Here is a 22702-nt window from a genome sequence, read left to right on the forward strand (position 1 = left end):
TTAATAGCAAAAAGGAAGGTATAGCTTAAAGCTAGTACCTTCCTCTTTCTCTTATATGTACTATGTACGATACACTATGGATTATACATAGTGTGATATACAATTTATTGAGTAAAAAAAGAAAACCTAATTATTGTTATCAAGTTTCCTTGCATAATCTCGTTTGTGACTCTCTATATTTCGAGAAATATCATTCTTATCCCAGATTTGTAACTCCCAAGGATAATAGAAATGACTCTTGTTTTTAAAGTAGAGATGGATGCCAGTATAGTCTTCAGTATCTTTTAAATACCAATTTTTTAGACCGTATTCTTCCTTCCAATCATCTAAACGATCCATCACTTCAGTAATGACAGATGTTGGCAAAATGACACGTGCTCCAAAAATATCATTTAAAACTGAATTTACTGGATACCCTTTTGGTCTTTTAGTAAAACGCTCAATCTTATCTAAAATAGATTCAGATGTCTTCACTCGATAGAAGTAACTAATATCGCTGACATCTGCTACCATCAAATAATCGTTGATAGATTCGTGCAGATTCAAACGATATTTTAGAATCTCATCAACTGGCACCTTCGCAAAAGTGTGATTAAGATTGACTTTAGCAAGTTTACCACTTTGAAAATACTCTTCTGAGTACTTTATATGAATGGTGTTGATTTCAAAGATCAGTCGCTCTACTTTCTTGATATTCAACCCTTATACGTCTCCAAATAATTTTTCTTCATTATACCATATCCTGTTTATTATACGTTTTGAACTTAATCTTTTCTTCTGGAGAAGCTTTCAAAAGGAAATCATCGATTCCCTTTTCGTGAGGCCAGATTAGAGCACGAACCGTACAAGATTGCTTCGTAACTAGATCTTGAACCATGTCATACATACGTTCAAATACCGAGTCATTATCCTCAAAGTCTTGGTCAAATGCAAGATAAATTGGTTTAACCTTTTTGAGTTCAGTCTTTCCGATAAAGTCCGAGATAGGACGCCATGCTGCTACTCCTGCCATAGAGATAACACATATATTCCCCAATTGAGAAAGACGAGTGCTTTTCGCAACTGATGCGGTGATATCTCCTTTAAGCAAACCTTCCGTAACTAGAAGGTTATCAACCTTACTCATAAGGTTGACCTTAGCCTTGCCTTCATCCGAAAAGCGTGCTTGTTCTAAAATGTCATCAGAATAAGCAAAATGGGGAAAGGACTTAGCACTTGTTCCCTCTGGCTTATATGCTGACGAAACAAAGACATATTTTTGCCCTTTTTTAAATGTCAACTCAAGTCCAGAACGAAGTTTAACACTAGTTTCCTTAGTTGTCCCACTTGCTAGTTCGTGTGATGAACCTTTAGCAAACACATACCAATCGAAACTTCCATCGTCATTTTGGAAGACCTTAGCAGTACGTGCATTTCGTCCCTCTTGAAAGGCTTCGTTTACTTTGGCTTGATAACTAACGTTATCAAGACGTACTTGAAAACCTACAATTTGTCCCCAAGAATTGCGACATGGAATTAGGATTCCATCTTTTGATTCAAAAATAGGACATTTTGCGTTTTCGTTCCAATAGAAACCAGGAACTCCACGCCAAGCATCTTTAGGAAGCCCATTTGCAACAAAGAGCTTTTCCCAAATAGTTGCTGGGTGAGATACTGTTGTATCAACCTGCTTCTGGCGTGTTTGCTTTGTTGATGAAGCGTAGCCACGCAGTGCAATGGTCTCAACAGAAAGACCTCGTTCCGCACTTGTTAAGTGCTCGACATGTTCCTTAGTCAATCCCAACACATCAATAACAAGAGAATTTACTTTGTGAAGTGTTGAGATACTTGCCAAAGGTTGACTTTTCCAACTAGGTTCAAAAGTCACCTCTTTCGCTTTTTTAGGGTCCAATTCATAAATTGTCCCAGCGCTACCAAATTGTGGTTTGTCTGGATCAATCTTTCTAGCACAGACCGCTTTGGTCTGGTCTGCGAACACCAAACACCAATCTGGTTTTCCACAAATAGGACAAGGGTAATCACGTCCTACCCTAATCATTTCGGTTTGTCCAATCGTAATAATTTTTGTCATTTTTTTCTCCTTATAAAATATAACATTGTTGTTGTAAAGTGACCTTGGAAAGTCTCAAACACCTGTTCGTAGCCTTTCCTCCGTTTGCCGACAAGTTAGAGTTGGGAACACCTGTTCCTCACCACTAATCATCGAGATGTCGCCTTCCTTTTTTGTCCATCTACCCAAACTCAAAACAAAAAAAGCATAACAAAGAAGCCGGCAAGCCTTGTCTCAAAAAACAAGGATGCACATACCTATGGAAAACCATAGGAAACTTCTCGTTATGCTTTTATCTGCTAATAACGTTTGTTGTAGCCTTTCAAAAAATTAAAGGCAAATTATCTCGTACCTGTTGTAAGCGTCAAGCCCCTTCTTCTGTCTGATGGCTTAACTGATAGCTAAAAGCGAGTACGCTCCCTTTTAACCCAATCAAACATGGGATGCCTATTGCTGGGACAGAACCAGTAATAGCATCTCCTCTTCCATGTTTACTTTTAAAATAGTCACTTGACTATGAATTCACCGTTAGAGGTGGTGAAAAAAGATATAAATATAATTATTTATGACTTTAGTATAGCAAAGAGAAACTAACATTACAAGTTAATCGTTATTCGAATTATAACTATATATACTACTCTTCATTGTATTATATACTATACATAGTCTATAGTTTACAACACATTATGTATAGCTCACCATTCGTAACAACCGTAGAACCAAACGTCATGAAATAAAATCATACAAGATACATTGCTATACTATGTATCTTGTATCGTAAATCACCTATTAAGCTCTTTATACTATTTTTTATATATAACTTATTAAACAATAAAATGTAATCATATATATAGTTTCAAAATGTATCGTTCACTATACATCGTAGACTATCTACAATATACGATAAATAATAAACAATATATTATTTACACTACATATTGTATAGTGTATAGCAATGTATGTTGATGTTCTTTATTTTCAGAAGTATTTAATAAAGGATATACGATACAATACTTAGTAATACATTATTTACCTATATACTCTACATCGTCTATAATATACGATAAAAGATTTACAATTTTTTTTATTACTCATATATATAGTAATGCTATGTATAGTGTAGTGTGTAAATTGTATTATGTTTGAGTTAGAACTCGAATATGATGCTATACACAATATATCAATACAGTATGTATAATATATTGTGGTAATATACATCGTCTAATATACATTATCTTATTTTATATAACATATAGTGTATCGGGTATACTCTAGATATGGTTTGATACTCTGTAATATTTTTTGTTTTTGAATAGTATAAGAAATAGATGAAAGATATACGATATAATAACTAGCAATACATTATTTAATAATATATTTTACATCGTCTACCGTACATTCTTATATTTTATATAGTATATAATGTATCGTGTATTATTCTTGCTGAGGTTTGATACTATGATATATGCTTTCTTTCAAAACAGCATATAGTGAACGATACACTATGTATAACTTAATGCGTAACAATCAGGTTTAAAAAAGTTTTATATACTATACATAGTGTATCTTGTATTATTTACGATATATCTACATACTACTTGATATTCGATTTCTATATGGTATACTTTAAGTAGTTAATTACATGTATCGTTTTGTTATACATAGTGTATCGTATATATTGTATTGAGAGGAGTAGATATGGTTGCAAATACAATCGTAGTGATGGATGAAAAAGGAGGAGCCGCCAAAACAACTTTGAGTTTATTATTGGCTCAAGCACTAGGAAACGCTGGTTATAAAACTTGTGCAGGAGACCTAGATGGTCAATGTAATCTTACTACGGCAGCAGGAGTGAACGAAGACGAACAAGAAGGGATTTATTCTGTACTAAAAAAAGAAGTAGAAGTAGCTGATGCCATTGTGCCAGTTGACGGATATGATCTGCTTCCAGGTAGTAAGCTGATGAAGAACTGGGAGAGTGAAGCTTCAGGACTAAAAGATAGGGATTTTCGTTTAAGGAACGTAGTTCAAGATATCAATGACTACTATGACTTTGTTCTCTTTGATACACCTCCGTTCTTTGGTGTTTCAACAACAAGTACGCTTTTTACTAATTCTAAAGTTTTTGTACTTATCCCTACAACACCTGATAAGTTTGGTATTGAAGGTGTAAAGGATACAATCGAAGATATTGAAGCAGTTCAAGAAGGATTTTCTTTCTTTGGAATTGATATTGTTATTGCTGGAATCGTTATAACTCAGGTCGATAAAGGGCCAGGCTTTAGTAAAAAATCAATTAAACAAGTCAAAGCTAGAGAAGCAGTAGCAACTCTTGAGAAAATTGCGGAAGAACATAATACTAAAGTTTTTGAGCAATACTTATTTAATAATAAACAATACAAAGATATGATTGCTAATCAAGCAAATGTTTTTACAAATAGTGGCTATAGCATCCCTCAAAAACAAATTACAAATGTTATGAATGAACTAATTAAGACGATTGGAGATCAAAATGCCGAAAAAGCTTAATACAATCCAACAAAGAAATTATAATAATCTTTTAACAGCTGTTGAATCAAATGATCGCACAACAGCTAAAGAAGTATTTGACCGTTTTTTTAAAGGGAAAGAGATTGAAGAAGTAGTAATTGATAAACTTAAGGAGAAGCATGATATTACCTATCTAACTGAAGCAAGTGTAGAACCCAAAAAAGCTTCTGTTTCTCCTAAAAAAGCAAACATTGTTACTCAGAAAAAAGAAAAAAACAAAATTCCTACTAAACTTGAACCAGCAAAAACTCCGGAAGAAAAAGTGCGTTCGAATCTAAACATGACACAATTATCAATGTCTCGTTTTAGTGCATTAAGAGCTGTTTTAAATAAAAAAGACCTCAAAGGAGAAAATGGCAATTATCCTAAACGTGGAGGGTCTGATAAGCTATTCACTGAAATGTTAGATCAGATGTACCAACTTCTAGATGAAGAACAAAAGGAACTGTTTAATACATTGGTAGAAACTGAGATGAGTTTTAAGTAATCTAGTTTAACATGTAGTTATCATACAAAAATGTAGGTAACTCGTATTGAAATCATTTTTTGCATACAAAAGTGTAGGTAATTACTACACTTTTTGTTTTGTAGTGATTTTAAATATAGTTTAGAGAGATCATAGTGATGTTTTAAAGCTTAGTATTATTAATTTTGTTTTAGTAATAATAGTTTAAATAGTATTAAGTAGTATTAAGTGGTTAATAATAGTAACTAAGTAGTTAATTATAGTTTAAGTAGTAGAACTCCTGAAACCCTTGCTGTTATTGAGGTTAGCTTACCGTTATCCTATAAAACTGTATGTATATCCTACAAATTGGTAGGTATATCATATAACTTTGCATGAAAGTCACACAAATTTGTATGTTAAGTCTACAAAAATGTATGTATGTCATATAAAATGGCAGGTGTATCCTACAAATCGGTATGTAAGTCCTATAAAGTTGCATGTTAAGTTTACAAAACTGCATGTATGTCATATAAAATTGTATGTATATCCTACAAAATGGTTGTAAATTTAAAAAAATACTATGAAAATCAGAATATTAGTGATATAATGTCATACAAAAGGGTTGTAATTTAATATTTTTATACCTTGTCACATATTGCAGTGAGTAATTAGCTTATAGTAAAATAATTACTTTTATTTAAAATACGACCAAAATGTATGATGAATGAACTAAGAGAGGTAGAAGCATTTGGTAGAGAATAGAGAGTTCAGAGAAATCATCAAATATGATAATAAGTTTACCCAAATGTTCCAACTTGGAGACCTTTCACCTCTTCAAGAAAATATGATTTACTCTATATTTGGTGAGTTGCGAGATATTTATGACGAAAACGAAGCAGCAATATTTTCTTATTCGAGTCTGGCAATGCTAGCTGGAAATACATTTTACAGTTCTAGGGAACAAAAAATTGTTCCTAGGACTGGTAAACGCTTTGAAACTACAGTTGAGGAACTAGAGGAAAGAATGACTAAAATTGTATATCGACATCCCGAAAAGGTTGTCGATGGCAAGGTAGTCTCTTACACCACTATTCCACTGTTCAAGACCTTTAGAGTAGACCATGAAAATAAACTGATTAAAATCCACTTGTCTGATGCGGAATATACTGAGTATGAAGAAGTAGCTACAGAAGATGGATCAAAAGTAAAGGTAGCGGTCAAGCGTACAGTTAAGGACCTTTTCAATAACCCAGAGTGGGGTAAAAAAGCTAAGTACATTCAGTATGGTCGTGACTACCATAATCTATTGAAGAGTAAGTATTCTAAACGATTATTTAGACATTTAGCAGACTGGCGTAAAACAGGCTTTGTAAAAGATACAGCTCACGAGCTTGAGCAAGAAGTTTTGATATTGGATAGTCCAAGTTTACTTCGTTCGAAAGGTACTAAGCTGCAGCAAGCAATGGATGAAATCAATACGCTATTGGTTGATGAGCATGGACTTCCTGTCATTCAAGATTTGACAGTAGAACGAATCAAAAAAGGAAAATCAATTACCCACTACATATTTAGGTTTAAACCGTTCGATGACGATTTGAGACGTATTGTTGCAACAAACGATAAAGTCATTACCTTTGAGAAGAAGAAGGAGTTAGACTTCAAACGTAAGATGGCTATCGTCATGGAGAAATTCTACACTGTTTTTCCTAAAGGGAGCAAAGCTGACAACTACAATAATAAAAATCAACTCAAACGTTGGCTTGAAACAATGGACCATGAACTAGTTATTGAGGCGTTGGAAAGAACAGGAAGTGATGCAAACCGTACTTTTGGTTGGACAAGAACATTGCTCAATAAATGGGAAGTAGCGGGATACACAAAGCTTTCAGACTTGAGAGATAGTCACCCAACTAATAAGGATAATCGTCCTTCAAGTGTTCCAGACTGGTCTGAGCCAAACTATGAAAATGGAACGGATGACAAAGACCGTTTAAGACTAGTAGTAGTAGCAGTTAAATCAGCAATTAAAATAGAACTCTCAAAGACGCCTGACGAAGATAATAAGGCGGATATTAAACATTTAGCAGAGAAACTGTTGCAAGAGAAGCTGTGGGAACTTAAAGATAAAGGTTTAGAATCACTGTCTGATAGTCATTTTGAAGAGACAAGAGAACAACTTTTGACTGAGATACTTGATTATTTTAAAGTATAACTTCAGATATATTTTTGTAGATAGATTATATATATAATAGCGATACACGATGTATCGCTATTTTGTTTTAGAAAATTTTTTACTAGTTAAATCTAAAATTAACATGCAATCTTGTATGATATAATAGGTCTAAAATATAATTGGTAAACCTGTAGTTAATTGCTATCATTATTGAGAGGAAGAGAATTATGTCAAAACAGAAAGATAAATATCTAGCACTTAGAAGGCAATTACCAGATATTATAGATGAGTATATATCTTACCTTCAAGTAGATATCGAAGAACCTTCTCCCAAAATGGTTGAACGTTTGTCAGTGATCCAGAAATTTTTAAATAGCTATGCAATTACGATTGATAAAGAGGCTGTTTCCCTATCATTGACAGACTTAGAAAAATTACCACGAGAATTTGTTCAAAATTATTTAGCAAATTTACGTCTGAAACCAGCAGGAAAAAGATTTATTCTCTATACTTTAGCAGCATTTTGGAATTATCTTACGAATACCTCCTTTACAATTGAGAGAGGAATGCCGTTATTTTATCGTAACGTGTTTAATGAATGGAAGATAGTTTACAAAGAGAGTTACCACAACATAATATATTCCGAATCAAAGAAGAAGACTATTTTGTATACGCAGGAAGAGCTAGAAAGCTTACTTGATTTCATGGCAAACAGTTACGTTACAACTCTACCAACTCAGAAAAAGGCTGATAATTGGGAAAAGGAGAAAGAGCGAAATATTGCTATATTTGCGATCATAATTGGTACTGGAGCAAGTACTCAAGAAGTTGTTAACTTGACAGTTAGGGATATTGATATGCGTAAAAAAGGAATTTGGGTTGTTAGGAACAATGAGAAACAATTTATCCGTTTTCTTCCTTTCACCATTCCTTACATAGCTCCATTTGTTAAGGAACGACGTGGACGATGGGACTTAGACCCTTCTATACCGTCATTATTTTTAACCATGTTGAAAAAGCCTATGGGGAGAAACACAATAGGCCATTTGGCAAAGAGCATTGGACATGCTTATGGTAAGGTAATTACTCCTAGTATTTTAAAAGACAGCCACGCCTCTATTGTTTATAAAGAGACAGGTGATATTAAGAAAGTTGCTGAAATACAAGGATATAGTTTAGATAAGAATCACCTTATAAGATTTATTGATTGATAGTATGAACTTATCTCCAGATTAGTCAAAAGGCCACTTAAGGCCTTTTTTATGTCACTGGGTTACGAATAGTGACTCCTAAGTCTATAATGAATTTATAGAGAATTAAGGAGGTCTTATGCTTAGAAAAAACAATGAAAAAAGAGGTTGTTTTGCCAGTCTGATTTGGATACCGATTGCAATTGTTGTTATGTTTTGTATAGCTGGATATGGTATGTCCCAAGGAATTAATGTACCTGGTATTTTATCTAGTGGCTTTAATGTTATTAGTAAAGGGGAGCATGCCAATTCAAGTGATGTCGGAAAATTATTTGGGAGATTTATTCCCAAGTCAGAATCTTCGGAAACAGGAAACAGTTCTTCTAAAACAAGTGGTGTAAAGTCTGGTGCTTTCAGCTACAGTCCATTGCCTTTTGAAAACCATAAGCTAATGGTCAATGGAGATTTGGATAGTCTTGGTAGAGCAACATATGGTCACATCAGACTAAAGTATTCGGACAAACCACAAGATGATAGAGAAAGTAAAATTAATGTTGATCCAGTCGGTTGGCATAACTATCGTTTTAAGTACGAAGATGAGTCTGGAAAAGTCAAAAAAGCTTATCTGATGAATCGTGGGCATCTTATTGGTTATCAGTTTTCTGGATTGAATTCTGAAATAAAAAATCTAGTACCTATGACACGCTATTTGAATGCAGGAACGATGTCTGATAGTAAAACGGATGCTAATAATCCAAACGCTATGCTATACTACGAAAATGCACTAGCCAAATGGTTGAAGAAAAACCAAAATATGTACTTAGATTATTGTGTTGTTGCAAACTATACTGACAATGAGTTAGTACCTAGGACTGTAACGCTTTACTGGACATCCTTTGATGAAAATGGGACACAATATGGAGTTGAACTATCAGAAGTAGGATTAGCAACGAGTGATGGAAATGTGAGTTCAGTCACACTTCAGAACGTTTCAAAGAATGCTAATATTAACTACTTAGATGGTACAGCCACAAGTAATTGCTAACATTGACTGTAGGATGTTTTATGCTACAATAAGAATCAGCGTAAGCGTTTGAACAAAAGAAAAAGGAGGCTATGGACTGCACCCCAAAAGTTAGACAGAAAAAATCTAACTTTTGGGGTGTTTTTATTATGAAATTGACTTATGAGGATAAAGTTCAAATATATGAACTGAGAAAGCAAGGAGAAAGCTTTAAACTACTTTCAAATCAATTTGGGGTGAATGTTTCTGGTCTAAAGTACATGGTTAAATTAATTGATCGTTATGGAATAAACATCGTTAGAAAGGGAAAGAAACGTTACTATTCTCCTAAATTAAAACGAGAAATGATTGATAAAGTCCTACTTGAAGGTTGTTCTCAACAAAGTGTTTGCCTGGACTATGGCCTCTCAAATCAAGGATTGCTTAACAATTGGATAGCACAATACAAGAAAAATGGGTATACTATTGTTGAAAAAACAAGAGGGAGACCGCCTAAAATGGGACGTAAGCCAAAGAAGAAACCTGAAGAGATGGCAGCGCTAGAGCGACTTCAAGCAGAAAATGAATACCTGAGAGCGGAGAATGCTGTTCTAAAAAAGTTGAGAGAACTCCGATTGAGGGACGAGAAAGAGCAAGAAGAAAAACGGAAATTGTTCGAGAATTGGTAACAGAGTTTGCTTTAGAGATTCTTCTAAAGATTATTAAGCTTGCTTGTTCGACCTATTATTACCACTTGAAGCAGCTAGATCAAACGGATAAGAATCAAACTATCAAAGCTGAAATTCAAGCTATTTTTACTGAACATAAGGGAAATTATGGTTATCGTCGGATACATTTAGAATTAAGAAATCGTGGTTTTTTGGTCAATCATAAGAGGGTTTAGCGATTGATGAACGTACTCAATTTACAAGCTAGAATCCGGCAGAAACGCAAGTATTCTTCTCACAAAGGAGATATAGGTAAGAAAGCCGACAACCTTATTCAACGCCAGTTTGAAGCTTCAAAACCAATGGAAAAGTGCTACACAGATGTGACAGAATTTGCCATTCCAGCAAGGAGTAAGAAAACTCTTTTTGTTGCTAGTATACTGACTCCAAAAAGTTAGAAATTTAAATAGTTTATTTATGACGAAGTTTTTAGTAATGATAAATTGGAAGAATAAGTGCAACACTTACTTGAACTCATCCTCAACTCATCCTCTAGAGCTTCACAAGTAGTTCTATAAGCTAAACATTCTCCTAAGTTGCTTTTGAGATATTAGAAATTATGACAGGACTATAGTAATAACCATACATTCGATCGATGATATCAACAATTTCTCGAGTTGTTACACCGGTTTGATAACCATCTCTTCCAAGGGGACATCTCGACGTCCATAAGCGGGAAGCAAAGATGAGCTAAAGTTCCCATTACAATCTCTTGGAATGGTTAACTGAACAGTCCCCATATTTGGTTTCAAGTTTCCGTGAATACGTTCCATTGCGACTATTACCAGAATTGTAGCCTGTTTTTCGTAAGGCTCATACCCTAAAAAAGCTGATAAATCAGCTTGGAGTAGATTATTCTTAGCTGTATCAAGAGAAGAACGGAAAAATTCATCAATATCTTGCTTTGGGGTTAGGATGTTAAGTAAAATCTGTTGGTAAACTGAGCCATAGGAATAAATTTCTTTCTAGTAATGTTTCGCAACTCTACTATAACGGATTTATTCCTTTTTGTGTTTACACAACTTATTTTACACTACCCTTATATTCCACTACCATCAGGAATTGTTTATAAATTTATTTTTTCTGAAAAAAATCTGAATAATCTTTGTTATTATTTTAATAGTCAAGCAGTCTGGACTATTAAATATTGACTTAGAAAGGAAAGTATATGAATTATACGAAGCCAGTTATAGAGAAAATTTCTACTTTTAAAAGTGGTACTTCAGGATTAGTCGCAGGTAGATTCAGAGATATATTTGGTGGCAGGGCTTTATTTTTAATTAGAATATAATCTATTACCCGAACATATTCATTAAGTTAATATAGTATTTATTATGGAAAACAAGTAATCCACAGAGTGGAGGTGAAAAAAATCTGAAATTTGTTCAATCTTAATCTATTTTCTGATTTTTTTCCGAAATTCATATTATAGAATTTAATTAAATCAAGAAGTATCTCTTGAAAATTATTTTTCATTTACACCAATGGGTTCTGGCATTAGTCTAAATGATAGAAGGAGTTTAAAATGAAATATTGCAAACCAACATTTGAACCAATTGCAACTTTCAAAAAAGACACTAAAGGTCTATGGACTGGTAATTTTCGTGATGTCTTTGGTGGACGTGCAATCGTAAGAGTTAGAATTGAGTTTTAAGCTTAGAACTATGTATTACAACGGTAAATAATTTTGAATAAAGTGTTTCGATATTCATTCCAGAACTACGAATATCGAGATGCTTTACTTTTTTATTTTTGAGGTTGTTAATATATATGGTAAATAAGTATTTTTTTGAAAAATATTCTGATAAAAAAATAATATTCCTTACTAAAAATTTATATAGAACCGTTTCTGGAGATAATAAAATAATCTATTGTTTAGAAGACTATGTCGAAGAAGTATGCTCAATTATAGAACAAAATGATATCAGTAGTTTTGAAGAAACAATATCAGTACTTCAGAATTACGTTATAAATGGTTTAATTATTGTTGAGATGGCTGAAAGAACATATATTATTTCTCCTTATTTAGATTCGAGACTATCTTGGTTTGAGAATAATAAGAATATAATTTTTAGTGATTCCTCTGTAGAAATTGCAAAATATTTGAATTTAAAACTCTCTCCGAAGCGTTTAGCGAGTCAATTTATTTTTGGACTTCCATATTATCCATTTCAAACAATTAGCCTATGGGAAGAGCTAGTAAATATAAAGCCTTTAAACTATTTAGAAATATCTGAAAAAGGGTGTTTAGAAAAAAGAGTTCCAAGTTATGAAGTAGACACAAATGATTTTAATAAACTAATAATAAAAATAAAAGAAGAGTTTTTAAATAGCATTAATCATGATTTGAATATGGGAAACGAAGTGTCGAGTGATGTATCAGGAGGTGTTGATTCTGCAACTATTGCTTTTACATTGAATAAACTGATACCCGACTTCTCTATTTTGCACGCTGAATCAAGTACCACTGCTAATAGTGATACTAAATGGGCGACATTTATTGCAAAAAATCTTGGTAGGGAATTGAAAAAGTTTGACTCAATAGAAAAAACAGAGAAAAGATTTTCAGTAGATGAAAAATATATCAATGATATTATTCCCAGTTCTCCGTTATTGTGGGCGGATTCAGAAGGATATTTGAAATCAGTCATTGACTATCAGAAAGATAGAAAACATCCGACTCACTTTCTAGGTATTGGTGGTGATGAATTATTTACACCAATGCCTTCTAATCCCTGGAATATTGTTCGTCAGGAAAATTTAGGTGGACTCCTTTATGCTCTGAAATATAGTCTGATAATGAGAAGACCATTTTTTAGTTGCCTATTGGATTTGTTAGACAATAGAGGATATTCGGAAACTGTGACCCAAAATTTAGAAACTGTCTTCAGCGAATCTTCTGAACCTATCAAGAGAAAACTGGGATGGGTGGATGGTCTACAAGTACCAGATTGGCTCAGTGAAAAATCCAAACAAGAATCGCAAAGTTTTTTACACTCGTTATTATTTTCCAATTCTGATCCAATAATATCTGATAGAACAACATTCCAAATGATTCAATCCTTAATATTTCAAAAATCAGTATTGCGACAAATTCAATTAACTACTAATTCCATTTATTGGGCAACTCCATTTTTACATAAAAAATTAGTAGAAATTTGTCTTCAAATTCCAGCAAAATATAAAGTTAGTTCAAAACTAACAAAACCGATATTGCAAAGAGCATTGAAGGGAATCGTACCAATTGAGGTTTTTAACAGGGGTTTCAAAGGGGATTATTCAGATGCCTTATATAGTGGATATAGAGAAGCTGTTCGTAAAAACTTCCACAGGTTAGAACAGTTTGAATTGGTTAAAATGGGTATTGTTGATGTTGAGAAGTTAAAATTAGAGCTGTCATTACCAGCGGGAAATCCGAGTAAAATTGATTATTTTGAAAAGTTATGTTCGGTAGAACGTTGGATTAGGCAGATCAAATTATATATGAAGGATGAGTGAGGTTTGTAATTATGTTTAATAAAGGGTCGAAAAGTAGACTGAAAATAATAAAGCAAGATAATGGTGCAATTGTATTTGACAAAAATCAAGGTGTATACTTTCAAACAAATGATGTAGGTGTTAAAATTTAAGAGTTACTGTCTAAAAATAAAAGCGAAGAAGATATTGTTAGCGCTATATCTGGTGCGTATTCCATTGAAATCGATGTTGCAAAACAAGATGTTAAAGATTTTATACAATCTCTAAAAAAAGGAGGGATATAGATTATGGATATGCAACTCAATCAAGAGTCATACTCCTATGTTCAGCTAAAGTACAGATTACTAGCACAAATAGCTTTACTGATCTCTTATCCGCTTACAAAGTCCTCGCCTAAAAGAATTGAATCTTTGATTAATAAGTTAAGTGACTCGAAATTATCTGCCACAGAAAATGAAGCAGTATTAGCTCGCGATGCAATATGTACTGTAAGCCGTAAGTGTAGGAATCAAGATGGATGCGTAAAAAGATCATTGGGAGTAATAATGTTTTTACTTCTTTTAAATAAACGTGCAAGTTGGTGTACTGGATTTGCTATGGACCCCTTTAGATCTCATGCGTGGGTGGAAGTAAACGGAAATCCAATTAAAGAGCTGGAAGAAGTATCATCGTATGAAAGAGTTGTGAAAACTCTAGATGATAAAAATGAAGAGCGTAAACACATGATATCTGAAGATATAGAAAAAGTAGATGATACTATTACTAGCGTAAAATTCCGTGATTTACTTGCTTTGATAGAAAATAAAAGAAAATATTTTTTAATCGTTTTATGTTTGGGAATACTTACATCCATTTTAACGTTATTACAACCAGAACTTTTGTCTAAAGTAATCTCTCAAAAGGGAGTAAATTTATTGAATAATCCAACCATATATACGCTTATAGCTATTACCGTGGGTTCAACAATTATTTCCAGTTTGCAATATTACTTTTTACAATTAATGGGAGAAAGTGCAGTATTTCAATCAAGAAAAAATTTAATTATTCAATTTCTGAAACTTCCTATTTATAAATATAATGATCTATCTGCAGGAGACCTAATTAGTCGCTTTAGCAGCGATACAAGTAAACTAAGAGCAGGTATCGTTCAATCTACCGTTGCTCTGACGAGTGGATTGTTCTTGAGTTTAGGTGCGATATTTACATTATTTCTAAAGGATACTTATCTTGCAATAATTACAATTATTTCTATAGCTTTATCATTCCTATTTATTTTATTTATGAGTAGTTTGATTCAAACGGCAAGTTATAAAGCTCATCAGGGCTTGGGGAAAATGACAGCGTACTTAAATAGGCTAATCGTAGGAATTAGAACAATTCGATCGACAAATGAAACGAATTCAGAATTATCTAAAATGTTATCTGAGGCACAAGAAGTAAAAAACTTGGGAATTGGAGTTGCAAGAGTCCAATCAATAATGACACCGATATCAAATTTTAGCTTGCAATTGTGTGGGATAATTATTTTGGGAGTTGGAGGCTACCGTGTTTCTACTGGACAAATGTCTATTGCAAATCTAACTTCTTTTATGCTATTAATGTATATCGCTATTTCACCAGTAGGACAAATATTTTCGTCAGTCACAACTATTTCAGAAGCTTTGGGAGCTTTAGGTAGAATTACTGAAATTATTGATCTTCCAAAAGAAGAGGATAATGATATCATTTTAAATCTAGAATCTACGTCAGACAGAAGCAAAGCAATTGAATTTGCGAATGTAACTTTTTCATATGATTCTTACCAATTTCAGGATATTCAATCGGATGATAATTATATATTAAAGGACATTACTTTCGAAATAAATAGTGGAGATTACGTCAGTATTGTAGGTCCGTCTGGTGCGGGGAAAAGCACACTTCTTTACCTCATTGAAAGATTCTATGATATTACCAGTGGTAGTATAAAGATATTTGGACAAGATTTTCGAACAATGAATCGTGAGACTTTACGTTCGAATATTGCATATGTTGAACAAAATTCACCATTAGTAGCTGGTACAATCTTAGAAAATCTAAAAATGGGTAATAGTACTGTAACATATGATGAATGTTGTGACGCTTTAGAAAAAGTTGGTTTGGAGCATTTAATTCAAAGAGGTGCATCTGGGATTGAAAGCCCAATTGGTGAAGGAAGTTTCAATTTATCAGGAGGAGAAAGACAGAGATTGGCAATGGCAAGAGCAATACTTTCCGATGCAAAGATACTCTTGCTAGATGAGTTAACTTCGAATTTAGATAGTCTTAGTGAGAAGAAAATGAAGGAAGCAATCAAAGGTATGAGAGGTGAGAGGACTATAATAATGGTTGCTCATAGATTATCTACAATTTTAGATTCAGATGAAATCTTTGTTTTGGAACACGGAAGACTTGTAGGAAGTGGGACTCATGTGGAGCTATTGGAATCTGTTCCATTATATAAAGAGTTGGCCAAAGAACAATTTTTAGTATAGGAGTATCGTATTATGACAAATAAGATTGAAATAAGAGATGTTACAAAAACTTTTAAAGAAGGAGATATATTAAAGAACGTATCCTTTACAGCTGAAGAGGGGGAAGTCACTGCCTTTTTGGGACCGAATGGTGCCGGAAAAAGTTCGACACTACGGATACTTTTGGGTCTGGATAGGCCATCTTCAGGAACTGCTTTAATAGGAGGAAAGAAATATTGTGATATTGAACGTCCTCTTTTAACTGTAGGAGCTTCTTTTGATGGTGTGGGGGCTCCTAGTGATCGAACAGTTTTTCAACATTTGAAAATTGCTGCTGCTAGTAATGGAATAGATTATTCCAGAATATCAGAGGTGTTATCCATCACTGATATTGAACATAAAAGAAATTCAAAAATAGGCAACCTTTCCTTGGGAGAGGGTCAGAGATTAGGTATTGCAACAGCGCTGTTGGGAAACCCCCAGTACCTGATTTTAGATGAACCTACAAATGGTCTAGATCCTAGTGGAATTAGATGGTTTAGAAATTTTATTCGGGAACAAGCAAGCACTGGTAAGACAGTATTGTTATCTTCACATATACTTTCAGAAGTAGAAGCGGTAACTGATAAGGTTGTTTTTATTGACAAAGGAAGTATCATAGCTTTGGGTACACTTCATAATATATTGAACGGATTTGATAATCTAGAAGATGTTTTCTTTCATTTAACAGGAGGTGACTATGATGAGTAGTATAAAAATCCATAATACTTTATCAGAGCTATATAAAATTTTTTATAGTAGATCAACCAAAATAGTTTTACCAATTGTTTTTATTTTTCAGCCGTTATTGTCTTATATCAGTTCTAAACAAATTTTAGCAGTTGGATTGAATGCAACCCCTGAAACAAATAGTAGCTTAGTAGAACCAATACCTCCAATTGAGTATATTGGTTTTGAAGCTATACTATTGGGCTTGTTTGCTATGATTATTTTAGGAGCAATTCTTGGAAGTATGGAATATAAAAATAGTTCTTTACGTACCAGCTTGTTATTATGTTCAAATAAGTCAGTATTCTTTATAATAAAATTTTTTGTCACAAGTGTATTTATTTTTGTTGTGTCATTTGTTTCAATCTATTTATCTATTGCAAGTGCACAGTTTGGTTTAGAAAGAGAAGGATTGAGCCCTCTGATACTGAGTAATAATGTTTGGTACTTTATATTGTTAGGATCAGTATCGTGGTCGCTACTAACGGTGTTATCCTATTCAATGGCTTTTTATTTTAAATCCTCACTTGGATCATTATTATTCTTATTACCACAAGTCTATAATTTAGGTAGTTTTCTTGCTGACAGAATTCAGCTTGCCAAGTATTTACCAGTATCTTTAGGGCAAGATTTAATTGCAACATCTCCTTTAAAAATCACAACACCAGGACGCAGTGTTTTATTTTTGAGTACTTGGGTGCTAGTAATTAGTAGCTTTGCATATTACAAATTTTTGAAAGAAGATGTAGGTAAAGTTAGATGAATTCTTTTAGAAGTGAGTATTTAAAGTTTATTTATAATAAATGGTTATTATTGACTGTACTAGCAACTATAATTTTAGTACCTTTATTTGTTATTTTTTTACATGAAACTCCAAGTTATATAACCGAGAATTATGTTTTAACGCAAATCTTAGAAAGCTTCTATCTCGGACAAGCTGGGATTATTATTATTACAATACTATTTATAGGTCAAGAATTTAACGGTTCAACTTTAAGAAGCAGTTTATTAGCTAACCCAACACGGTGGAAATTCTTTTTTATAAAACTAATAGTAATATTATCAATATCTATATTAGTTTGGAGTCTGGTTGCTTTCTGCACTATTTGCGTAGTATATACTTTTTATGGTTTATTAATTCCCTTACTTATTTATACCTTTGCATTAAGAATAATATTGGTATCAATTGGTTTAATATTAATATGTTTTAGTTTAGTTCTTATAACAAGGAGTATAGTTGTTCCAATGGGAATGTCCTTGTCTTTCTTGTTGGGGTTAGGTCAAATGCTTCTGCAATTCAGCGATGCTTTTCTCTACTTCCCGATTATCTCCACTATGAATTCATTTTTTATGATTGAGAATCAATCTTATATACCTTATACAATAGGTATTGCAATTCAATTTTTATGGGGGATTTTGCTGTTATCTTTCTCTATTTTGCTGTTTAGGAAGAGGAGTGTACGATAAAAATTTTGTATTTTGTGATAATATTTAGTTATGAAAGAAAAAAAAGTATATCGAATATTAGCAATTGATGATGATGAAAGCATTCTTCGTTTGATAAAGAATTCTTTAGAACGCTCAGAGTTTGAAGTTACGACGAGGAGAGAAGTAGGTAACATAGATATTTGTTCATTTATTGGCTTTGATTTAATTTTATTAGACATTATGATGTCGATTGATGGTTTAGAAATTTGTAAATCCATTCGAGAACAAATCGATGTACCGATAATTTTTGTAACAGCCAAGCAATTGGATAGCGATTTGGCTAGCGGGGTAAAGGCTGGTGCGGATGATTATATAAAAAAACCATTTAGTATTACAGAATTAGTTGCTCGTGTTAGGATGCATATCCAAAGGGAGGAAAGAAATCGTAAAAATAATAAAGAAATATGTACAAAGAATTTGATAATTAATGTCAGTAATCAAGAAATCTTAATTGAAGAAGAGACTATATCATTGACAAAGCGAGAATTTACAATTTTATATACTTTAGCAAGCAACCCGAAGAGAGTATATTCCGTTGAGGAGCTCTATGAGAGAATATATCCGTCGGAATCAGATGCACAATTTCGTTCTATTGCAGAGTATATTTATCAAATTCGTTCAAAATTAAAACCCTTTTCAATTAATCCGATCAAGACACAGTGGGGAGGCGGATATAGTTGGAACGAAAATTAGATTTTAAGGCTTTAGTAAAAAAGACGCAGTGGACAATTGTTAAACAATTTTGTTTGAATGTAATTGTAGCCTATATTTTTCCTATATCAACTATTTCTATCGATATCCATTCAGAAAATCAGTCAATCGCTAGTGGCTTGTTAGGGCTATTATTTAATGTTTTTTCATGGGTTTATATTTGTATATCTTTGATTATTATAGTTTCTATTAATATTAAAGCTTTGTTAACAAGAGTAAAGCAAGAAATGGAGATTGTTTATCATGGTAGTATGTGGCTAACCTCTGTAAACAATTCATCGAATTTAACAATTCTTGAATTCATAGAAACAAATAAACACATTGAATTAATGCAACAAAGAATTAAAAATATGATTCAGGTAGAGAAAGACCAAAAGGAGGATATTCTCTTTAAAGTTTCAGCGATGGCACATGACTTGAAGACACCTTTGACTGTAATTAAAGGAAACTCGGAATTGTTGCAATTGGCACCTTTATCAGGTGTTGATGTTCAATGTCTTAAAGACATTGAGAGAGCAAGTAACCAATTAGATAGCTATTTTAATCAGTTAATCAACTACTCTAAAACTTTTTACTCTTATCAGATTTCTTTCCATCAGTATCGTATTAGTAATTTATCCAAAATACTGGAACAAGAGTGTGAATACCTTATTGGAGATAACATTGACTACAAGTATAATTCGAAGATAGACCGAGACTGTAATATTGAATTGGATTTAGATTTAATAATCCGTTCGGTGGCAAATATTGTTAATAATGCAATGGCTTATGCAGACGATTCTAAAAAGAGAATCAGAGTTATCTTTGAGTTAGAAGATGGTAGTATTGCCTTAAGTATTTGGAATAATGGTTCTAAATTTTCTGATGATGTTTTAAAAAATTTTGGAAAATTATTTTATCGAGAAGACACTAGTAGAAATTCACAGTTTGAACATTTTGGAATAGGTTTGGCATTTGTAAAACAAGTAATGAGCATTCATTCTGGTGATATACAACTGCAAAATAAGGAAAAAGGGGCTATGGTTAAATTAATTATTCCTATAAAAAATAGTGATAACACCTAGGCTTGAATATCGTAATCTTGAATTCTATGAAGTTCATAAAGTAAGCATATTGATAATAATTATTTCAAAATCTTTGCAATTAGCACTCATAACTGATTTATTCGGCTCTTTTCCACCATTTGTCAAGTCTATCAAGGCTTTAAGTAAAGATAAATTGCATGAATGAGTGCAACATTTACTCGAACTCTTCTATTAGAGCTTCACAAGCAGTTTTCTAAGCTAAATATTTTCGTGATCGATGAATAAAACCTTGTTCAAATCCTCCTCACAGATAGTGGCTAGATCTGTTTTCTTTGGGAAACATTCTCTTAGTAAGCCATTTGCGTTTTCATTGCTTCCTCTCTGCCAAGATGTATAGGCGTCCGCAAAGAAAAAGGAAATTCCTAAGTTCTCTACTAGAGGATAGCAGGCAAACTCTTTTCCCCTGTCTGAAGTGAAGGTTTTAAGAGCCTCTTTTGGAAATAGATTACAGAGTTGTTCGATGGCTGAAAACATGGATTTGGCTGTTCTATTTGGTATCTTGAAAGCTAAGTAAAAGCGAGTTTTCCGCTCTAGGAAGGTCGCTAAACAGCCCTTGCTTTTGCCTCTGGAAGATACCACAGTATCGAGCTCCCAGTGACCAAAGGTCTCACGATTCCTGACCTCTTTAGGACGTTTGGCAATCGACGTGCCAATCCTAAATGTCCCACGTGTTTCTTTGGGTTGTCGAGTCTTCCCTTTACGACGAAGGACGCTTAAATCCAGATCAATCAAACCAGTATAGAGTCAGTTATAGATAGTTTTAAAAGCTACCATTGGCTTTTGTTCAAGCTGATAGCGGCCATAAATCTGTTCAGGCGACCAGGAGGATTTTAAACAGTTCTCAATTTCCTTTTTTAACTCTGGTGTCAAACGAGATTTTCGACCTTTTTGTTTAGCCTTGTGGTCGTACTGTTCCTGTGCTAAGGCTGCAGAATAACCATTTTGACATCGTTTTAACTCTCTTGAAATGGTAGACTTATGGACGCCAAGTTTACTTGCAATTTGGCAAGGTTTCAATCCTAATTCTAAGTAGGTTTCTATCTTTATTCGGTCGGCTATGGTAAGATGGGAGTAGCTCATAGTTTTTCCTCGGGTTCTTTTGTGTGGCTACTTACAGTTTACACCAATGAAACGCTATGAGTTTTTTTGTTGCACTATATTTTACAATTTAACATAAAATAAATAAAAAGACAGATATCTTTCATTTTAGATAGAGTAAGATTAAATCCTTTATGGAGTAGAGATATCTAACTATAGTGATTTTTATTACAATTCTGAAGGAGTTATGCCATGCTTAACATCTATGTTTTAGAGGATCATTTTATCCAACAAAATCGTATTGAAGAGGTTATTCATACGATTCTTAAGAAAAATAACATTAAAGTGGGCGACTTTGAGATTTTTGATAAACCCAATCAACTGTTAGAGTCTATTACCGAGCGAGGGTCTCATCAGCTCTTTTTCTTGGACATTCAAATTAAAGACGATACTAAAAAAGGTTTGGAAGTGGCTAAGCAGATTCGCAAGAATGATCCCTATGCCAATATTGTTTTCTTCACGACCCATTCAGAGTATCTTCCCTTAACTTTTCAATACCAACTGGCAGCTCTAGATTTTATTGATAAGTCTTTGGAGGGGGAGGACTTTCAAAAGCGTGTGGAAAGTATTATCTTATTAACCTGCAAAAAGATACAGAGTCAGAATCCAGAAGACGCTTTTCGGATTGAGAATGCTAAGACCGTTATTCAGGTTCCTTTTCATGATATCTTGTACTTTGAGACGTCAGATATTGTTCATAAGGTTATCCTTTATACTAAAGAGGAGCAGATTGAGTTTTATGGCAGTCTCTCTCAAATTGAAAAGAGTGACCCTAGACTGTTTAAATGCCACAAATCTTTCCTTATCAATCCAGAAAATATCATCAAATTAGATAAAAGTACGGGGACAGTCTATTTTGAAAATGGTGGCGTTTGCTATGTTTCAAAGTTGAAACTAAAGAAATTGCTTGAGAGAATCAGCCTATGACAGCAATCAATTTTTTGTTGGATAATCTAGACTTTTTAGCGGAGATTATCCTCTTTATACTCATTTATCAATACATTACCTCCGAGAAGATAAAGCTAAGATGGTATATTATCATCCCCTTGGTTATCCGATTTTTGTTTGTGCTTTCTCCAGCCCTGTCCTATGTTTTAGGGCATGCCTTCTTGGTTGTTTATTCCCTCTACAGAAATCGTTATGGCAATAGGTTATTAGATATTTTCTATGGCTTGTTTCCAATCATCATAGAAAGTCTTGTTCACAATCTTATTATTTATGGGATTGCCTTGGTCATCAATCGTCATTATCTGATTGTACTTAACCATTTTCATTTAAACCTTGTCATTGAGTTGCTAGTCTTTCCTGTGTTTTGGGTAATCATTAAGACCTTAAAAGTGGATTTCAAAGCATTGAACTATGGTTTTCGAAAGTCATTTTCAAAGTACTTTTTATTACTCATAGATATATCAATGTTATCTTATGCCCTCCTTCTCCAATATAT

At 33.3% G+C, this 22702-nt stretch carries 17 protein-coding genes and 4 pseudogenes; 17 read left to right on the top strand and 4 right to left on the bottom strand.

The annotated features are described in order from the left end of the window. Nucleotides 1–126 precede the first annotated feature (126 nt). Entirely contained in the window at nt 127–699 is a 573-nt protein-coding gene (locus PCY16_RS05055; protein ID WP_096832928.1) for a GTP pyrophosphokinase, read from the bottom strand. 31 nt (nt 700–730) lie between these two features. Further along, entirely contained in the window at nt 731–2071 is a 1341-nt protein-coding gene (locus PCY16_RS05060; protein ID WP_301354278.1) for a DUF3854 domain-containing protein, read from the bottom strand. 1677 nt (nt 2072–3748) lie between these two features. Between PCY16_RS05060 and PCY16_RS05065 the strand changes: the two genes are divergently transcribed. From PCY16_RS05065 to PCY16_RS05090, 6 genes and pseudogenes are all read left to right on the top strand, one after another. Next, nucleotides 3749–4579 (top strand): ParA family protein, encoded by an 831-nt coding sequence (locus PCY16_RS05065; protein WP_301354280.1) that lies wholly within the window; start codon nt 3749–3751, stop codon nt 4577–4579. Then, entirely contained in the window at nt 4563–5087 is a 525-nt protein-coding gene (locus PCY16_RS05070; protein WP_301354281.1) for a hypothetical protein, read from the top strand. Before PCY16_RS05065 ends, PCY16_RS05070 begins: the two co-directional genes overlap by 17 nt. Before the next feature lie 709 nt (nt 5088–5796). After that, nucleotides 5797–7260, top strand: coding sequence for a replication initiation protein (locus PCY16_RS05075; RefSeq protein WP_301354283.1), 1464 nt, complete (start codon nt 5797–5799; stop codon nt 7258–7260). A gap of 188 nt (nt 7261–7448) precedes the next feature. Next, the gene (locus PCY16_RS05080) at nt 7449–8432 is read left to right on the top strand and encodes a tyrosine-type recombinase/integrase (RefSeq protein ID WP_301354285.1); all 984 of its coding nucleotides are present in this window, start codon (nt 7449–7451) and stop codon (nt 8430–8432) included. A gap of 214 nt (nt 8433–8646) precedes the next feature. After that, a complete protein-coding gene (locus PCY16_RS05085) occupies nt 8647–9456 on the top strand; it encodes a DNA/RNA non-specific endonuclease (protein ID WP_301354286.1) in 810 nt (269 codons plus the stop codon). A 128-nt stretch (nt 9457–9584) separates the two neighbouring features. Next, nucleotides 9585–10525 (top strand): annotated as a pseudogene (locus PCY16_RS05090) (IS3 family transposase); the annotation flags it as partial. A 148-nt stretch (nt 10526–10673) separates the two neighbouring features. Here PCY16_RS05090 and PCY16_RS05095 read toward each other — a convergent pair. Further along, a pseudogene (locus PCY16_RS05095) lies at nt 10674–11101 on the bottom strand (transposase). 566 nt (nt 11102–11667) lie between these two features. On the opposite strand from PCY16_RS05095, the gene PCY16_RS05100 reads away from it, so the two are divergent. From PCY16_RS05100 to PCY16_RS05140, 9 genes are all read left to right on the top strand, one after another. Continuing rightward, complete coding sequence (locus PCY16_RS05100) at nt 11668–11796, top strand: putative RiPP precursor (RefSeq protein ID WP_110981053.1); 129 nt, start codon at nt 11668–11670, stop codon at nt 11794–11796. Between the two features lie 116 nt (nt 11797–11912). Continuing rightward, on the top strand, nt 11913–13640 hold the full coding sequence (locus PCY16_RS05105; protein ID WP_301354290.1) for an asparagine synthase-related protein: 1728 nt from the start codon (nt 11913–11915) through the stop codon (nt 13638–13640). Nucleotides 13641–13777: 137 nt separating this feature from the next. Beyond that, entirely contained in the window at nt 13778–13903 is a 126-nt protein-coding gene (locus PCY16_RS05110) for a PqqD family protein (RefSeq protein ID WP_301354305.1), read from the top strand. Between the two features lie 3 nt (nt 13904–13906). After that, the gene (locus PCY16_RS05115) at nt 13907–16129 is read left to right on the top strand and encodes a lasso peptide biosynthesis B2 protein (RefSeq protein WP_301354292.1); all 2223 of its coding nucleotides are present in this window, start codon (nt 13907–13909) and stop codon (nt 16127–16129) included. Between the two features lie 12 nt (nt 16130–16141). Beyond that, nucleotides 16142–16858: an ABC transporter ATP-binding protein gene (locus tag PCY16_RS05120; protein ID WP_195914438.1), complete on the top strand. Its 717-nt coding sequence runs from the start codon at nt 16142–16144 to the stop codon at nt 16856–16858. After that, on the top strand, nt 16848–17639 hold the full coding sequence (locus PCY16_RS05125) for a hypothetical protein (RefSeq protein WP_367317071.1): 792 nt from the start codon (nt 16848–16850) through the stop codon (nt 17637–17639). The genes PCY16_RS05120 and PCY16_RS05125 overlap by 11 nt, the downstream gene beginning before the upstream one ends. Further along, entirely contained in the window at nt 17636–18343 is a 708-nt protein-coding gene (locus PCY16_RS05130; RefSeq protein ID WP_073951043.1) for a hypothetical protein, read from the top strand. The genes PCY16_RS05125 and PCY16_RS05130 overlap by 4 nt, the downstream gene beginning before the upstream one ends. A gap of 30 nt (nt 18344–18373) precedes the next feature. Next, on the top strand, nt 18374–19057 hold the full coding sequence (locus PCY16_RS05135) for a response regulator transcription factor (RefSeq protein ID WP_110981048.1): 684 nt from the start codon (nt 18374–18376) through the stop codon (nt 19055–19057). After that, nucleotides 19042–20139 carry a sensor histidine kinase KdpD gene (locus PCY16_RS05140; protein WP_110981047.1) on the top strand — a complete coding sequence of 366 codons (1098 nt, stop codon included), beginning with the start codon at nt 19042–19044 and terminating at the stop codon, nt 20137–20139. The genes PCY16_RS05135 and PCY16_RS05140 overlap by 16 nt, the downstream gene beginning before the upstream one ends. 214 nt (nt 20140–20353) lie before the next feature. Here PCY16_RS05140 and PCY16_RS05145 read toward each other — a convergent pair. Next, nucleotides 20354–21240 (bottom strand): annotated as a pseudogene (locus PCY16_RS05145) (IS30 family transposase). A 210-nt stretch (nt 21241–21450) separates the two neighbouring features. Here PCY16_RS05145 and PCY16_RS05150 point away from each other — a divergent pair. Then, nucleotides 21451–22185 (top strand): response regulator transcription factor, encoded by a 735-nt coding sequence (locus PCY16_RS05150; RefSeq protein ID WP_301354300.1) that lies wholly within the window; start codon nt 21451–21453, stop codon nt 22183–22185. Continuing rightward, nucleotides 22182–22702 (top strand): annotated as a pseudogene (locus PCY16_RS05155) (ATP-binding protein); the annotation flags it as partial. The gene PCY16_RS05150 and the pseudogene PCY16_RS05155, both read left to right, overlap by 4 nt.

The sequence above is a fragment of the Streptococcus sp. SS4 genome (genome assembly GCF_030440125.1).
GTDB lineage: Bacteria > Bacillota > Bacilli > Lactobacillales > Streptococcaceae > Streptococcus.

What these genes read in the sequence shown, in the direction of transcription:
- PCY16_RS05105 (WP_301354290.1), top strand. Translation starts at nt 11,913, where the DNA reads ATGGTAAATAAGTATTTTTTTGAAAAATATTCTGATAAAAAAATAATA.
- PCY16_RS05150 (WP_301354300.1), top strand. Translation starts at nt 21,451, where the DNA reads ATGCTTAACATCTATGTTTTAGAGGATCATTTTATCCAACAAAATCGT.
- PCY16_RS05065 (WP_301354280.1), top strand. Translation starts at nt 3,749, where the DNA reads ATGGTTGCAAATACAATCGTAGTGATGGATGAAAAAGGAGGAGCCGCC.
- PCY16_RS05080 (WP_301354285.1), top strand. Translation starts at nt 7,449, where the DNA reads ATGTCAAAACAGAAAGATAAATATCTAGCACTTAGAAGGCAATTACCA.
- PCY16_RS05135 (WP_110981048.1), top strand. Translation starts at nt 18,374, where the DNA reads ATGAAAGAAAAAAAAGTATATCGAATATTAGCAATTGATGATGATGAA.
- PCY16_RS05070 (WP_301354281.1), top strand. Translation starts at nt 4,563, where the DNA reads ATGCCGAAAAAGCTTAATACAATCCAACAAAGAAATTATAATAATCTT.
- PCY16_RS05125 (WP_367317071.1), top strand. Translation starts at nt 16,848, where the DNA reads ATGATGAGTAGTATAAAAATCCATAATACTTTATCAGAGCTATATAAA.
- PCY16_RS05060 (WP_301354278.1), bottom strand. Translation starts at nt 2,071, where the DNA reads ATGACAAAAATTATTACGATTGGACAAACCGAAATGATTAGGGTAGGA.
- PCY16_RS05115 (WP_301354292.1), top strand. Translation starts at nt 13,907, where the DNA reads ATGGATATGCAACTCAATCAAGAGTCATACTCCTATGTTCAGCTAAAG.
- PCY16_RS05085 (WP_301354286.1), top strand. Translation starts at nt 8,647, where the DNA reads ATGTCCCAAGGAATTAATGTACCTGGTATTTTATCTAGTGGCTTTAAT.
- PCY16_RS05120 (WP_195914438.1), top strand. Translation starts at nt 16,142, where the DNA reads ATGACAAATAAGATTGAAATAAGAGATGTTACAAAAACTTTTAAAGAA.
- PCY16_RS05100 (WP_110981053.1), top strand. Translation starts at nt 11,668, where the DNA reads ATGAAATATTGCAAACCAACATTTGAACCAATTGCAACTTTCAAAAAA.
- PCY16_RS05130 (WP_073951043.1), top strand. Translation starts at nt 17,636, where the DNA reads ATGAATTCTTTTAGAAGTGAGTATTTAAAGTTTATTTATAATAAATGG.